Annotated in this window: 11 protein-coding genes; 8 read left to right on the top strand and 3 right to left on the bottom strand. The window is 48.4% G+C overall.

The window, feature by feature from the left end; all coding sequences use genetic code 11:
- Positions 1-20: 20 nt before the first annotated feature.
- Positions 21-623 carry a hypothetical protein gene (locus AC23NW_RS15980; protein ID WP_487450635.1) on the top strand — a complete coding sequence of 201 codons (603 nt, stop codon included), beginning with the start codon at positions 21-23 and terminating at the stop codon, positions 621-623.
- A gap of 56 nt (positions 624-679) precedes the next feature.
- Here AC23NW_RS15980 and AC23NW_RS15985 read toward each other — a convergent pair whose 3' ends face one another.
- Positions 680-1081, bottom strand: coding sequence for a T9SS type A sorting domain-containing protein (locus AC23NW_RS15985; RefSeq protein WP_487450636.1), 402 nt, complete (start codon positions 1079-1081; stop codon positions 680-682).
- 1386 nt (positions 1082-2467) lie between these two features.
- Entirely contained in the window at positions 2468-3337 is an 870-nt protein-coding gene (locus tag AC23NW_RS15990; protein ID WP_487450637.1) for a helix-turn-helix domain-containing protein, read from the bottom strand.
- A 203-nt stretch (positions 3338-3540) separates the two neighbouring features.
- Here AC23NW_RS15990 and AC23NW_RS15995 point away from each other — a divergent pair, with 203 nt between their 5' ends.
- The 4 genes from AC23NW_RS15995 to AC23NW_RS16010 are packed head-to-tail and all read left to right on the top strand — an operon-like array spanning position 3541 to position 10889.
- The gene (locus AC23NW_RS15995; protein WP_487450638.1) at positions 3541-5019 is read left to right on the top strand and encodes a c-type cytochrome domain-containing protein; all 1479 of its coding nucleotides are present in this window, start codon (positions 3541-3543) and stop codon (positions 5017-5019) included.
- 4 nt (positions 5020-5023) lie between these two features.
- The gene (locus tag AC23NW_RS16000; RefSeq protein WP_487450639.1) at positions 5024-8278 is read left to right on the top strand and encodes a DUF1553 domain-containing protein; all 3255 of its coding nucleotides are present in this window, start codon (positions 5024-5026) and stop codon (positions 8276-8278) included.
- 4 nt (positions 8279-8282) lie between these two features.
- A complete protein-coding gene (locus AC23NW_RS16005; protein ID WP_487450640.1) occupies positions 8283-9734 on the top strand; it encodes a DUF1501 domain-containing protein in 1452 nt (483 codons plus the stop codon).
- Positions 9735-9779: 45 nt separating this feature from the next.
- Positions 9780-10889 carry a twin-arginine translocation signal domain-containing protein gene (locus AC23NW_RS16010; protein WP_487450641.1) on the top strand — a complete coding sequence of 370 codons (1110 nt, stop codon included), beginning with the start codon at positions 9780-9782 and terminating at the stop codon, positions 10887-10889.
- A 92-nt stretch (positions 10890-10981) separates the two neighbouring features.
- Here AC23NW_RS16010 and AC23NW_RS16015 read toward each other — a convergent pair whose 3' ends face one another.
- Complete coding sequence (locus AC23NW_RS16015; RefSeq protein ID WP_487450642.1) at positions 10982-12526, bottom strand: RepB family plasmid replication initiator protein; 1545 nt, start codon at positions 12524-12526, stop codon at positions 10982-10984.
- A 1008-nt stretch (positions 12527-13534) separates the two neighbouring features.
- Between AC23NW_RS16015 and AC23NW_RS16020 the strand changes: the two genes are divergently transcribed.
- From AC23NW_RS16020 to AC23NW_RS16030, 3 genes are all read left to right on the top strand, one after another.
- Entirely contained in the window at positions 13535-14488 is a 954-nt protein-coding gene (locus AC23NW_RS16020; protein WP_487450643.1) for a ParA family protein, read from the top strand.
- Between the two features lie 11 nt (positions 14489-14499).
- Positions 14500-15423, top strand: coding sequence for a hypothetical protein (locus AC23NW_RS16025; protein ID WP_487450644.1), 924 nt, complete (start codon positions 14500-14502; stop codon positions 15421-15423).
- Positions 15424-15682: 259 nt separating this feature from the next.
- Positions 15683-16780 carry a lactonase family protein gene (locus AC23NW_RS16030; RefSeq protein ID WP_487450645.1) on the top strand — a complete coding sequence of 366 codons (1098 nt, stop codon included), beginning with the start codon at positions 15683-15685 and terminating at the stop codon, positions 16778-16780.
- Positions 16781-16881: the final 101 nt, after the last annotated feature.

Consider the following 16881-nt stretch of genomic DNA (forward strand, 5'->3'; position numbering starts at 1 on the left):
TAAATGAACGCTCAATCGGTATGGAGAACAAACTGAATCCTGTAAAAAAAGAAGTAGACGCCCTCCTTGGTGATGCTGTTAAACAAAAAACATTCCGGGAAGAACAGACGTTTGCGAATGACTTTCAGGCCAAGCTGGCTTTTCAGGCGGCAGCAGGCCGGTTGTTCGATGTAAACCGCTGGTCGACAATTTCTGTACTTACCGCTGATTTTGTGCTGTATAGTAGTAACGGAAAGCCAAAACCGGTTATGCATCCGCAATCCGGCGATTATATACGGATACAGTTGCCGGGGCCGGTACCCGAAAACTGGGTGCGTATTTTTGATGTAAATCAATCCGGCGACCATGCCGAATTTTCGGCTCATCCCTGTCAGCATCCGCTTTCCGACACGAAGGCCCAAACCGATCATTTTTTCAAACATTCTACCGTCAGCACATTCCGGATTGAACGGCTGGGCAATACCCTTATCGGTTCGCAGATTGGTAAAGATGAACAGATTAATAACCAGCAACCCGAAGCCGGTGACCGACAGGTTATCAATACGGTCATTGCTGAGGCGGGCTGGCTGTTTTATCAGTCTCTACAATGGAATGCCCTTTGCCGCTATTGGGTTAACGGATAAAAAAAGGCAGAAAGCGATGTGCTTTCTGCCTTGCTGTATGCGGCAAACCGGTCTGATTACTGTACGTTAATGGTACGGGTTGGCTCCACAAATTTCGGGGTGGCCAGCTTTACTTCCTTAACGGTTACGTCCTTGCCATTTGTCACTTCAACCGTGTATGTACCGTCGCTCAGCTCGCTCAGGTTGAATTTTGTCCAGATACGTTCTTCCTTGCCGTTTAATGACTGGGTCGCCAGTATTTTACCTGAATCATCCTTGATGCTTACTTTTACGGTACCGCCTGCTTGTTTCTCAACCATTACATTTACGGTCGATGTATTTTTTGATACGTACATCCCTACATTGTAGGCAGCCGGTGCTGCTTTTGCTGTTTTCAGATTGTCGTCAGCATGAGCAGCTGAAAAAGCAGTAAAGGTAGCAGCAATGGCCAGGGTGAAGATGTTAGTTAACGCTTTCATGAGAATGTTCTGTTTAGTAGTTGTTGTCTGTTTTTGTTGGCAACCGGCGTTCTGTGCCTGATTGTTGATTCAAAGATACAGGCTAAAACCAGTACCTTGCATTACAAACTACTTAAACGGTTCCCTGATTATATGAGCGGAAGCTATGTATGACGACTGAGCCAGCGGGCCGGATAACAAAAACGCCGGACACAATACGGACCGGCGTTTCTCAATTCTCTTTTCTCGTTTATGTAGAAATAATATCTACTGCTTTCAGAAGGCCATGAGATACTCAAGGTTTGCTGATTGCACCGGCAATCTCTTCCGGAAAAAGCGTATTTCAACTACCCATATGGGTAGTTTTTGCCTATCTGTTGGGGTAGTTTCCGGTTTTTTTTTGATTTTTTGCATTTTACGGCGAAAATAACTGTCATTTATCGTCCGCATACAGTATGGTGCTTAGGCCAGTACATTGTGCACATATGCCGGAATCTGCTACCAAAACAAAACCGTTTATAACTATTTTATCACAACCCGGTAACGCCGGACCAGTTTTTCTTGCGTCAATACTTCTTCTTTCCTGGAGGGAATACAATATTTACGAGCCAGATTTTATTCACATGATTGTAACCAGACTGACCAGTGATATTCTGGTTATAGTGATCTGCATCGCTGATACCGGATCTATTCTTCACAAGCCGTCCGGGTCAGAACGCTGAAATAGTAAATCAGGCAATACCTTTTGTGCTTTAACTACTACCAGCTGGCTAAACAGCAAATCACAATAAGAACACCTCACTACTGTACCATTTTATCCGTTCGCCGCTAGTCAGCTGATTTATTTTAATGTTCTGCAAAATTCTCTATAGAGAAATGGGTAATTTAGAGCCTTTTATCTGTTTCTATTTTAGACGGATTAGTTACGTTGTGTCCCGTTGGCTTACTTACAATCGATCCGAGGGTAATTAGACTGCTACATCATCCCGTGGCAGCTCAAACGATATAAATGACTTTGTTTTCTAGGTAATATGGAATGGCCGGTGATTTTATTACCGGTCTATTTTTGTACAATTTCCGGTTTTTCTTTCCATTTATAGGCCTGTTCAGGATACCAGCTAACGAATATCACTTGTTTCCTTTACCTAGACAATTGCGTTTATATACTGACTATCAAATACTTACTTTAAGTATATATAAATATTTCGTTGTAATACCTTTTATAATTCAAAACGGCTTGATTTTTGCTGGATTTCAATGTAGTATACATAATTGTGCATTACAAAGGCCTGGTCATTTTTGAGCCGGGCTTTTTGTTTTTAGCACTGCCGCACAGTATATAGCCGGATTTCCGCACATAGTTAGTCCCCCACTTTTCATGGTTCATGTGACTGACGAACGTGAAAATCACACCATTCCGGCCTGCTTCCGATAGCGGGCAGGCGGCATACCGAAGCGCCGTTTAAATAAGCGCGAAAAATAATAGATATCAGCTATACCCACCTGTTCGGCGATTACCTGAAGTGTTAAACCGGATGTCGTCATCAGAACCTGTGCCCGCTCCATCCGCTTATTGATGATATAATCGACCGGACGCACCCCAAGCACCGCCTGAAACTGGCGGGAAAAGTAATCAACGTGCATCCCCTGCAATGCAGCGAGTTCACCCACCGTAATTTTTTCGTGCAAATGCGTATTAATGTAGGTCAGTACTGTCCGGTATTGATTTGTTATCCGGGAATGTCCGGCACTACGCTGCTGATCAGGCAGTATAAACCGGCTTAGCAACTGGGTCAGAATAGCCTCTGTTTCCAGCAAACGCGCATCGGGCTTCGGGGAAAACGGCTGGTTAAAACTGAGCAGGTTCGCGCGGTTATCATAAACTTTCGGATCAATATTCCGCAGGGATGCATCCGGATTAATATCCAGCAACCGGCTGAACAGAGGCCCATCTACCGGAAAGGCCGCCGTTTCATAGCAAAAAGACAGCTGATTGAAAATCGAAATACCTGTGCTGGTATCGTCCAGAAACGTCAGGTAATATTGTTCCATTTCGGTTTCGCAGCGATAGCGGCTTAGCGTAAAGCTCGGAATCAGATAAAGAAAGCCGGGCTTGAGCAGAAAGGTCTGCTGCTGGTGATATACCATGGCTTCCCCCTCAATAATCAGGTACAGCCGTGCAAACGGACTGATCACCTGGTCGAATTTCCAGTTGGTTCCGACCCTGATACGCCCCGCATGCAATAAACTGAGGTGTATACGCTGTATAGTTTCCATATTTGTTTTGCCCAGGCCGTACCATGATTTTTCCCGCCAGTTGGTGCACATACCGTTAAAGTAGCAGGTTATTTTAATTCTGTCAAAATCGAAAAGTCGGATTTGTACAAATTCCGGCTGCTTTTATGCATTGTTAAGGCATAACGGATGCGCTATTTTTGTTCTATCTGATCTCAAAATAACCATACGATTAATCCGGCGTTATGACCCTGACTGACTTTACCGGCCAGTTTCATCCTTTACTAGTCCACCTGCCCATCGGAATCCTGTTTTTCGCCATGATACTGATGGTCTACGGACGAGTCCGCAACGTCGATGTTGCCGCAACCGTTTCGCTGGCCTGGTTACTGGGAGGTTTGTCAGCCCTGTTTTCATGCGTAACCGGCTGGCTGTTGTCCCGTTCCGGCGATTACGACATATCACTTGTTACAGTGCATCAATGGACGGGACTGGCTACCGCCGGTTTGAGTTTTCTGACCTATGCCCTGCCTCGTCACCGCTGGGTTCCGGCCATCGCTACCCTGATTTTTTTAACCATTGCCGGCCATTACGGAGGTACGCTGACACACGGTGAAGGGTTTTTGTCGTTTTCCGCTAAGCAATCAGACACTAACCCGGTTAATTCAGCAGACAGACCCGCTCCTGTAAACATGGCGCTCCTCTCCGATTCTGCCGGAAAAAACTCCCAACCTATTGTTAAACGCACGTTTTTTTACAGGGATCAGGTGGTGCCGGTGCTCGAAACCAATTGTTATAGCTGCCATTCAGCCAGGAAGAAAAAGGGTGGTTTACGGCTTGATTCCGAAGCCTTTATTAAACAGGGTGGTAAAAACGGAGCAGTGTTGGTAGCCGGAAACCCGCAGAAAAGCAAGCTGTTCAGCTACCTCCTGCTGCCACATGATGATGATATGCATATGCCACCGGCCGGTAAGCGGCAACTGTCAAACCAGCAGATTGCGATCCTGCACCAGTGGATCAAAACCGGCGCTTCGTTTAAGGAATCGGTTGAGATCATGCAGCCACAACAGCCAACTGAGGTTGAAGCCGTGGCCACACTCCCCCTCACGTTCCAGACCGTTCCTCCTGCATCCGACAGTTTACGGACCATACAGGCTGATCCCAATGCCGTCTCTGTTGAAACGACTATTCTCGCACGGCCCGTTGCTGCCCCTGATCAGGCGCTGCAACAGGCATTCCGGAAAGAGCAGATTATCCTGACTCCGATTCGGGAAGGCGCCGGGTACGTCGCGGCCAATTTTGTCAATGTGAAAAGCTACCAGCCCTCTATGCTGTCTGATCTTGGTCAGTTAAAAAATCAGCTGGTCAGGCTCCGGCTATCGAACCAGCCCGTTCAGGACGAAGACCTGAGTCAACTGGCCGGCTGCCGGAACATTAACCGGCTTAACCTTGATAAAACCCGGATTACCGATGCAGGACTGGATATTCTGAAGCAGTTACCAAACCTGGAGCAGCTGAATCTTTACGGAACGGCCGTTACCGACGCTGGCCTTGACAAACTGGCGGCCTTACCGGCGCTGAAAGTGCTGTACCTGTGGCAAACCAACACAACGCCCGCAGGCATCGAACGACTCAAACGGGCGAAGCCCGGCCTGAAAATTGACGACGGTCAACAGCAACTCGTTCTGTCTGACACAAACAAAACCCTGAAAACGCAACGCTAATGCCATGATCCGGTATATCCTTTTTTTACTAACCAGCGCGCCTTTCTGGTTACCCGCTCCTAAGACGATAGATGGCGTAAAAGTACCTGCCGATGTAGCGCTTGCTTATGATAAGTTACCCGCTGAACTGGATTACAATCAGCACGTTAAGCCGGTATTATCGGATAAATGTTTTGCCTGCCACGGGCCGGATAAGGCTAAACAAAAAGCAGGTCTTCGGCTGGATATAGCACAGCATGCTTACGGACAGTTGCCGGAAAGTCCGGGCAAAGTGGCGGTTAAACCCGGTAATCTGGCCAAAAGTGAGCTCGTTCACCGCATACTATCCGCAGACCCGACGTATCAGATGCCGACCCCGCAGTCTCACCTGACGTTAACGGCTGACGAAAAAGCAATCCTGCTGAAGTGGATTAAAACCGGTGCTGTTTATAAGCCACACTGGGCCTTTGTGAAACCGGATAAGAAAGCATTGCCGCCTGTCAGTCAAACCGGCTATAGCGCCACGGTAAATGAGATTGACCGGTTTATACTTAACCGGCTCGAACGCGAAGGTATTTCACCGGCTGCCGAAGCACCGCGTGACCTGCTGTTGCGGCGCTTATCGCTGGATCTGACCGGCCTCCCCCCTACCATTGCCGAAACGGACGCATTCAAAGCCGATCACACCCCCGATGCCTACGAAAAGCAGGTTGACCGTTTGTTAGCTTCGCCTCACTTCGGTGAACGGATGGCCACCGACTGGCTCGACCTGGCGCGTTTTGCCGATTCACACGGCTACACCGTTGACCGGCTTCGGGATATGTCCCCCTACCGCGACTGGGTGATCAATGCCTTTAACCGGAATATGCCTTATGACGCCTTTATTCATCAGCAACTGGCCGGTGACCTGATGAAAGGTCCGGACGGAGGAGCGCCAACCCGTGACATGCTGATTGCCACAGCCTTCAACCGGAACCATCAACAGAATATGGAAGGTGGTATTGTAGAGGAAGAATTTCAGACGGAGTATGTAATGGATCGCACCAACACCTTCGGGGATGCCTTTATGGCGCTGTCGCTTGGCTGTGCCCGTTGCCACGACCATAAGTACGATCCGGTTTCACAGAAAAATTACTACGAGCTTTTCAGTTTTTTCAATAATGTACGTGAGGCCGGTCAAATCTCGTGGAATGATGATTTACCCACCCCGACTCTCCTGCTGCCTACCCCGAAGCAAGAAACGTTGATAAAATACATGCAATCGGCTATTTCTGAAAAGGAAGCAAAACTTTCGGAATCGATTACGGCCTCAGAAACGGCGTTTCAGTCATGGCTGGCGTCAGGTGCCTACAAGACGCTTACCGATCAGGCTATCCCACAGGCCGGACTACAAGGCCTTTACACCTTTGACGACTCGCTGAAAAACAGCCTGAATCCCGCGCAAAAAGGGGTAATGAAACGCGATGCCGGTGATCCGGACAAACCGGTTTTCGCGAAAACAACGCGTGGTCTGGTCCTTGAGCTTAACGGCGATGCCTACGCTGATCTCAGGCCCGTTGGTGTGTTCCGTAAATCAGAGCCGTTTACCATTGGCCTGCGGGCATGGTTCCCCAAAGAGTTTAAAGAAGGGGTTATCTTTCATAAAAGCAATGCCGAGCGGCTTTATAATTTCAAGGGCTATCATCTTTTAGTTAAACACAACCGGCTGGAAATCAGCATGGCGCACACGGCTCCGTCTAATGCCATCACGCGGCAAAGTACACAGCCGGTGCCCCGCGAACGATGGGTGCAGCTGACAATGTCGTACGATGGTTCTTCCAGAGCGGATGGGTTCAGACTGTTTCTTGACGGCGCCGAACTCCCTATGGAAACGGTGATAGATCAGTTATACAAGGATATTATTTTTTACGATAAAAACGCCGAACCAGGCCTGCAAATCGGTGGCTGGTGGCGCGGTCTGGGATTTAAGGGCGGTAAGGTCGATGATGTAGTGATCTATAACCGGACACTTACCCCGTTTGAGATAAAACTGCTGGCCGATAAGGCTACTTGGCAGACTATTGCGGCTAAAGCCCCTGAAAGTCTCAGTCCAGAGGAAAAAAATGTACTGAAAGCGTATTACGTATCAGCGGTCAGCCCGGAAATCAAGGCACGGCGGGATGAGCTGAACCGGCAGCGGACCGCCTTCAGTGATTCGACCCGCCACATTGCAGAACTGATGGTGATGCAGGAAATGCCCGTACCCAAACGCGCCTTCCTGCTACAGCGCGGCCAGTACGACGCCCTGGGTCAGGAGGTATTTGCCAACACGCCCGGCGCTGTCCTGCCCTTTCCGGCAACGCTTCCGAAAAACCGGCTGGGTCTGGCGCAATGGTTGACGGATGCGTCTCATCCGCTGACTGCCCGGGTGGCGGTCAACCGCTACTGGCAGAATTTTTTCGGCACAGGTCTGGTCAAAACAACGGAAGATTTCGGCAATCAGGGCGAACTTCCGAGTCATCCCGAATTACTGGACTGGCTGGCCGTTACGTTCCGGCAGGATTACAACTGGGATGTAAAAAGGCTTGTTAAACTGATGGTGATGTCGGCCACCTACCGGCAGGATTCCCGGACCGCACCGGCCCTCCGCGAGCGTGACCCTGAAAACCGGCTTCTTGCCCGCGGGCCGTCAACCCGGCTAACCGCCGAGATGCTGCGCGACAATGCGTTGCTGGCCAGTGGCTTGTTAACTAACCAGATCGGCGGTAAAAGCGTGAAACCGTATCAGCCGGACGGTCTGTGGGAAATCAACAGCATGACCTATAAAATGGACTCAACCAGCGCTGCATACCGGCGCAGCCTGTATGTGGTTGTCAAGCGCTCTGTACCCAATCCGACACTGGCCACGTTTGATGCCCCGACCCGAAGCAGTTGTCTGGTCCGCCGTCAGCGAACAAATACACCACTACAGGCGCTGGTAACCCTGAACGACCCGACGTTTGTGGAGGCCTCGCGGGTTCTCGGCGAACAAATGGCCCGACAAAAAAACACAGATTCAGCCATTTTACTGGCTTACCGGCAGCTTACAGGCCGGTCACCGGTCGAAACCGAATTGTCGCTGCTCAGTAAGCTGTATGCCGGTCAGTACGCACTGTTTACGGCCAGCCCCGCTAAAACGGCCGGCTGGCTCAAAACCGGTCTGCGAAAAGCGGATGCTACGCTGGATCCGGCACAGGTCGCGGCCTTTGCGGTTGTGGCCAATACTATTCTGAATTCTGATGCAACCCTAACTAAACGCTGAGCCCATGACACCGCATCACGATGAGCCGTTCCGGCTGCATACCCCGGATTTCCGTGCCTTAAACCAGCAACTGGACCGCCGCGATTTTTTGAAGCGAACAGCGTCGGGACTGGGCGCACTGGCACTGGGCAACCTGCTGGGCAATGCTTCCTTCGGAGCTACCCCCCTCCTGCCGAAAGCCAAACGGGTTGTCTACCTGTTTATGGCCGGAGGACCCTCCCAGTTTGAAACGTTTGATTATAAGCCAAAGCTGATGTCGATGCTGGGTTCGGCCCTCCCCGATTCAGTTAGGAAGGGACAGCGCCTTACCGGGATGAGTGCCAACCAGGCCTCGTTGCCCATTGCGCCGAGCGTTTACGGCTTTAAACAGTACGGGGCTACCAAAACCTGGGTAAGTGATCTGTTGCCCTACACAGGGCAGGTTGTTGATGACCTCTGTCTGATTAAATCGGTGTATACCGAACAGATTAATCACGACCCGGCGATTACATTCTTCCAGACAGGGCATCAGCTCCCCGGGCGGGCGGCCATCGGCTCCTGGGTTAATTATGGCCTTGGCTCCGAAAATCAGAACCTGCCGGCTTTTATTGTCCTGGTATCGAAAGACGCATCGAAGGACCAGCCGTTATATGCCCGCCTGTGGGGGAATGGTTTCCTGCCGTCCGAATACCAGGGGGTGCAGTTCCGGTCAGGCAATGATCCGGTACTGTTTCTGAACAACCCAGAAGGCTACGACGGGCATGATCGTGAAAATATGCTGAATTACCTCAATCAGCTGAACCGGCTTCAAAACGAAACCTGGGGCGATCCGGAGGTAAATGCCCGGATTTCGCAATATGAGATGGCGTTCCAGATGCAGACATCTGTGCCGGAGGTGATGGATACCAGTAAGGAACCCGATGAAGTATTCAACCTATACGGACCGGGTAGCCGCGACAAAGGCAGCTTTGCAGCCAACTGCCTCTTAGCCCGCAAACTGCTGGAAAAGGATGTCCGGTTTGTGCAGCTTTATCACCAGGGCTGGGATCATCACGGGTCGCTTCCCAAAAGCATAGCCAAACAATGTAAGCAGATCGACCAGGCAACAGCCGGACTGTTGATTGACCTGAAACGGCGCGGACTACTCGAAGACACCCTTATTGTCTGGGGCGGTGAATTCGGGCGTACGGTCTATTCACAGGGAAAACTCGCAGCCAATGACTATGGCCGCGACCATCACCCGCGCTGCTTTACCATGTGGATGGCCGGAGCCGGTGTCAAGTCCGGAATTTCCTACGGTCAGACGGATGACTTCAGTTACAACATTGTCAAAGATCCGGTTCATGTGCATGATTTTCAGGCAACGCTGCTCCGCTTACTGGGTGTTGACCACGAACAACTGACCTACAAATACCAGGGCCGCCGTTTCCGGCTTACAGATGTACATGGCAAAATTATCAACGGAATTTTAAGCTAATAGCATACATACCGCAAACCGGCTAAACTGATTAACCTGAATCTGATGACATCCCGCAGAGACTTCCTCCGGAAAAGTACCCTGGCGGCCGCAATGGCCCCCGGCTCAGCCGATCTGTTTACACAGGCTTATTCGCCGTACAAAACGGCGCTGGATGACCTTATTATCGGCCATAATGGTTTCCGCTACAAGGTCGATAAAAGCTGGGCTAAAATCAGCGTAAACAGCACCCCGATCTTTAACTGTCATGAAATGGTGCAGGACAGTAAAGGCAGGCTGATTATGTTGGGCGATAATGTCCGCAACAATATCCTGATTTTTGATAAATCCGGTAAACTCCTGGACTCATGGGGAACGGCGTGGCCCGGCGGTCATGGACTGACACTGGCAAAGGAGGGCGGCGAAGACGTGCTGTATATTGTCGATTGCGGCTGGTATCAGGACCGGACCGGTAAGTGGAATCCGCAGGCAGGGCAGGTTATCAAAACCGACCTGAACGGCCGTATCCTGTTTACCATCGGCCACCCGCGCACAATTGGTATCTACAAGGATAATGAGTCATTTATGCCCACCGAAACCGCGGTAGCGCCTAACGGCGACATTTATGTAGCCGATGGTTACGGATCGGATTATATCATCCAGTATTCTGCCAAAGGGCAGTACATCCGGCACTTTGGTGGCCACAACAACCCTAACCCCGACCACAACCTCCGCAATGCGCACGGCGTGGCAGTTGACATGCGGGATAAGGCGAATCCGACCCTGATCTGCACCTCGCGTGACGAGAATTGTTTTAAAGTATTTACCCTTGACGGGAAGTTTATCAAGCGCATTGATCTGCCGGGGATGTATGTTTGCCGGGCGGTAATTTCAGGGTCGCAAGTGTATGCCGGCGTTTGCTGGTCAAAAGATAAAGCCGGTGTCCGGAATGCCAACTCCGGATTTATTACCATTCTGGATAAAGATAATAAAGTGGTTTCCTCTCCGGGGGGGCAGGCACCGGTCTATAAAAACGGCGTGCTTCAACCTACGTTACAAGCCGAAATACCGGTTTTTCAGCATGGTCATGATGTTTGTGTCGATGACGACGAAAACCTCTACGTTTGCCAGTGGAATGCGAATTACACCCCGCCCGTCAAGCTAACCCGAATCTGATCCGTTACCGTCCTATGGGCGACCCTCCGTGGTCGCCCTTTTATTTACCGCATTGACTGCTGGTTAGTCAGTTAGTATTGCCATTGAATTACTTAAATAAGCACAACCCCTAATTGCCGCGCTTCTGTTTCATACCCGGCTTTCAGGCTTGAGAACTCACCGATAAACATTCCCTGCAACACTTCGAGGACGTGGAATTTCAGGGTCATCCCTCCGGTGCCTTCTAAAATCTGCACAAACCGTTCGGTACATACATCGTGATCCATTATTTTTTCCAGCGCCTCCCACGCAACGGTTTCCATAAAAGAGGGTTTCGGCGCATGGGCCTGCTCCCGGATATGCCCGAATAACTGCTCTGCCAGCGAATCCTGCTCATCAAAGAGTGTTATTGCGCGGTTTACTTTAGCCTCCAGGTAGGCCTCAGCCAATGCATCGCGTTTCTGTTGTAGTTCCTGCGATGCCTTAACCCGTTTTTCGGCTTGCTCCTTTTGCTTTTTCTGCGTTTCCTGCTCTGCCTGCTGATCTTTAAAGGCATCAAACAGGCCCGGAGTCTTCACCATCTTATTCAGATAGCCACCTATGTTTTTTACCTGTGTACCCGACGCGATCAGCCGCTCAACGTAATCAATCGTAAATGCAATCTGTTCCACCGTTGATAGCTTCACCCACTCCTGCACCGTCGCTTTGGTTACTTTGTATTTTTTTACGCGGTTAAACAACTCCTCTACCGGATCAGCTTCATAGATTTCCGCTTCCGGTGCGCGGTGCACTTCATAATGATTTTCGCTGCGCAGAATTTCCTCCACGTCAACATCCTGCACAACGCCATCCTTTATTTTCCGTAACCGGATTGGTTTCGACGAATTAGGCGCAATTTCCAGTCGGGCAGGCTGTTTGTTCTCGAGATGAAAAATGACCGCATATACTGCTCTTCCCTGCTTTTCTTCCTCCATCTCGCTAATCCGCAGGTCAGTGTATGCCTCAATATCCGTTTGTGCCTTCTTGAGAATTTTCTGCTTGAAGTTGCCGTAGAGCGGATACTCATCATCGCCGACAGTCATAATTTGCCGGAGCCTGGCCAGCGTGTACTTAACTTTTGTATTCCCTAATTTGATCTGATGCTTTAAAACAAAATATAGCTTTACTGAATACGGACTCTGAATATCGACTATATTCCTGACATCAACCGTCAGGTATTCTTTCTGAAGCCTGAGCAAATAAGGTTTCAGATCAGGATGGAAGGTAACTTTTATGTGATTCTGGTACTTTTTGCTCACCGGTGTTTTTACACTTGCCAGCATATTGATCTTGTTTTCATACTCAATACCATCCTCATTAATTTCGTTGATGATAAATTTCCGGTCCAGCAGTTTATCAGCAGCCGAACGTACCATATCATAAAGCTGTCCGCTTTTCGACAGATTAAACAACCTGATAATATCTGTCACGCTAATCACATACTCTGTAAAATCCTGATCATCAGGCAATACCATAGTCAGCATGGTTGCAAAGATCCGGAATTCCATGATATCCATTTTATAGGATGCTTCTACAAGGCCATGCTTTCCACCCTGTATTCTGATGCTGTATTTTTCAGATATATCCTTCTTAGTCCTTGCTGTTTTTCCTTTCGCCATGTGTCCGTCAGCATGCTGTTATGCGCTTATAACAAAGCTACTAATTACTATAACTTACGCAACTTTTTTTTTATAGTTCAGCTGGTTTACCCATTACTTCAGCCTCGGCAATAAAGTGATAAGTTGGTTATAGCAGCTTTTTTCAGCAGTACCTCGACTGTGGATAAGTCTGTGATTCCGGCGTGATAGTCTGGTTATACTCGTGATAAGTTGGTTATAGCTCCGTGATAGTTTGGTTATAGCTCCGTGATAGTTTGGTTATAGCTCCGTGATAGTTTGGTTATAGCTCCGTGATGGTTTGGTTATAGCTCCGTGATAGTTTGGTTATAATTACCTCTACAATAAATTGTATATCAACTAGTTACAGAGCCCTAAAAACATAAAAAAACAAAAAACATAAAAAAATTAAAAAAAACATCAAAAGGAAATTGTTGTTGTTGTTTGATTTTGTTTTCTGTTTTAATGTGTGTTTGTAAAGCTGAAATCTTTATCTGCCTCTGCCATTGAAGTGATTTTTCCGTTATACTTATTTTCAGGTGCCAACACTATCTGATGGTGTTATCCTGAAAATGATTCAATGCGTCGGTGATAGATTGGTTATATGAAAAAAAGTAGTCATCGCCGCTGGTGATAATTTCGTTATATAATCATTGGCCTCTGCCGGTATCCACTTACCCGAAAATAGTCAATTCGTCAACTAACACGTACGATATTCTTAGGCATTGTTGTTTACGTGGTGATATAATCGTTATACTTTCTGGATTTCTTATTATACGTTTGTTGATAGCCTGATTTCTGAAGTGATACATTGGTTATAGGTAAGTACAAACCGTTAGTGATAGAAACGTTATAGTTACTGTAACGTATGTATTTTGACGAGTGGGGGACTTGTACTGTCCGAATAGGGCTATCAGATCCTTTTAGGTATAAATGAGTCTGTTTTTTCAGGCAAAATAAGTAGATTTTTTGTTTCTTGTCTTAGCTTTATGGCGCCAAACATAAAATCGTATGCTAACCCATCAGGAGGCTGTTCTCTTTTTTTCTAAAAAACCAGCCTTATCCGTTTCTGCCATTGAAAAAGAAGCCGGACTACCGGCGAGTACGATGACCAAAGCGATGGCCGGACAACGGACACTTAATCAAAAACACCTTACAGCATTAGAGCCTGTACTGGAGAATTATGGTTTATCGGCTTTCCGGAATCGGAAAGCACACGTAGTATCCGTTGTTAATCACAAAGGAGGCGTTGGTAAAACTACGACAACGATCAATCTGGGGCGTGCGCTGAGCCTGGCCGGTAATCGTGTACTGGTTATTGATATTGACTCTCAGGGCAACTTGTCGCAAAGCCTTGGCCTCGATCAGCCGGAGCAACAGCTTTATGAGTCCTTAATCCAGAATCAGCAACTACCGGTGGTATCGGTTACGGACAATTTTGATCTGGTCCCCAGCAACCTGGAGTTGGCAAAATATGAGCGCGATCTGACCCACTCTCCTAGCGGTGCACTGCGCCTTCGTGCAGCACTGGCGCCGTTGCTGCCGAATTATGATTTTATACTGATTGATTGTCCGCCCGCGCTGAACGTCTTTACCAATTCGGCCCTGATCGCTTCAAATGCCGCTCTGGTTATTCTTGAGCCCGAAACGTCAGCAGTAAAAGGTGTAAACAACCTGTTTGAGCTGATCGAGGAAATCCGCCAGTTCTTCAATGAGCGGCTGCGGATTGATGGTATTGTCCTGACGCGCGTTGATCGGCGGTTGGTACTCCATAAGGAGATCATTCAGACGGTGCGGCAGGATCTGGCTAATTTCAATGTGTTTCAGACCGAAATCCGCCTGAATGCGGCGCTCAAAGAATCACAGTATGCGCAGATGGATATTTTCCGGTATAACAACGCATCGCCGGGCTCGGTTGATTACAGGCAGCTGGCTAATGAGTATATGGCTACGGTCAGCAATTAGATAGAATGCGTATGAAAAAGACACTTAGCCAATTCGCCCAGAAGCCGCTGATCCGCAAGGAAACCGGATCGTTGGTCCAGCAGGAATCGATTAAAGAACAGATTACCATTATTCCTGAGCTGGAGGCATTAATTCCGCCGCTTACACAGGAAGAATATGAACAACTGGAGGCCAACATTATCCGTGAGGGATGCCGTGAGCCGCTTCTGCTCTGGAGTACTACCCAAACTGTACTGGATGGACCAGGAGAGGATACACCCCTCTACGTACTGATTGACGGGCATAACCGGTATGGAATCTGCCGGCGTAACGGACTGGACTTTAAAATATCCCTGCGCGAGTTTACTGATAAGGAGGCCGTTCGCGGGTTTATGATCGATAACCAGCTGGGCCGCCGTAACCTGACACCTGAGCAAATGGCTTATCTGCGCGGGCAGAAGTACCTCAATCTGAAGCGCAAGCCCGGACGTCCGAATCAGCCCGATGAAGCGTTTCCGGAGACAGATGCCCCGAAGATGCGTACCGAAGAACTGCTGGCTGCTCAGTTTAATGTCAGCCCTAAAACAATCCGTCTTGATGCACAGTATGCCAAAGGCCTTGACCGGCTGGCTGATCCGCTGAAAAAGGAGGTACTGTCCCGCAAGGTAAAAGTCCGCAAGAGTGATCTGGTAGCACTGGCCGATACACCTGAATTGGCAGAGCCAATTCAGACTGAAACGGCGTTGCAGCAGGTACTGGCAGCTGATAATACAGGGGCTTCAGCGACTGAATCCGCCGATATGCGGCCTATCGACCCGGAACTGACCAAAAAAATTGATCAGATTATGCAGTTAACAAAACAGTTGACTGATAGGACAATACCATTGACGACAACCTGTCAATCATTAATAAATGGATTACAGGAGTTGCTGGTAATACAGGGAGGAGAGTCTTAACTAATGTGGTAAATTTTACCACATTAGTGCGGGTTTGCTGAGAACACAAAAACGTGGTAAAATTTACCACATTAGTGCGGAGTTTATTGCGAACAGAAAAACGTGGTAAAACTTACCACATTAATCTGTAAGCTTTTGCATACTTAAAATGTGGTAAATTTTACCACATTACAGTAACTGAGGGATCAGAAGAACCTTTTGTGCAGTAGTAGTCAATAAATCCGGAAATCAGCTCTCCTGAATCCTACAAGAGCATACCATGATAAAATCCATTATACGTTTCCTCTTCTTAGTTAGCCTTTCGTATCATGCGGTAGCCCAGAAGGCCGTCCGGTTTTACATCGGGTCCCTGACCCCGGGACCAACGTCACTGATTACGTTATGTGAATTAGACGATAAACAGTGCATCATCACACGCAAGGATACCTTTAACTATTGCAAAGGACCGGGCTATATAGCGCTTTCACCTGACAAAAAGATATTGTACGCGGCCACGCAGAGCAATGAACTAATGTCTTTTTCAATTGATCAGCGCGGGGCATTAAAGCCGGTAAGCAGCCAGCCAACCGGAGGATTGAACCCCTGCCATGTAGCCATTCATCCGGCAGGGAATCTGGCCTTTCTGGCCCATTACACAGGTGGTAGTCTGTCGGTTTTACCCGTTCAGCAGGGAAATCTCTCAGCGCCGGCCTTTACAGATCAGTATACGGGCGAAGGCCCGAATAAACCGCGTCAGGATAAATCCCATGCGCACTGTTCAGCACTTTCACCGGACGGCAAGTATGCCTTTGTAACGGATCTGGGCACAGACCGCATCATGAACTATGTGGTAGAAGCCCGGAAAAACAGTATCCGCCCGAATCCGGAGCAGGCATTTTTGACCACAAAACCTGGCGTCGGGCCGAGGCATATGGTTTTTCATCCATCGGGCAGGTTTATGTATGTCATCAATGAGCTGGATGCAAGTGTAACAGCCCTGACTGTTTCGGAGAAAGGCGTATTGCAGCCGGTACAAACGATAACGTCCTTACCGGCATCGTTTACGGGTGCGAATACAGCGGCAGCAATCCGTATGCATCCCAACGGAAAATTCCTGTATGTATCGAACAGAGGCTATAACGGGATCACGGCTTTTGCTATCGAGAAATCAGGGCTGCTCCGGGAAGTTGATTCAAAAACCGGGCACATCAATACACCCAGAGATTTTAACATTGATCCGTCAGGTAAATACATGGTAGTGGCTAATATGGGGAGTGACGACCTGAGTCTTTATGAGCTAAATGACCGGACCGGAAAGCTAACGTTTAAGTCGTCGGGTATGCCGGTATCTAAGCCGACATGTATTGTTTTTCTGTAAGTATGTATGAATGAGTATGTACTTTGATAATTGTACTATTCTTCTATTATATAGCTTACAGTAAAATAAATAAAAGAAACAGGTTAATTAAATGAAGGCAA

It is taken from the genome of Arsenicibacter sp. R0_47 (assembly GCF_057652235.1).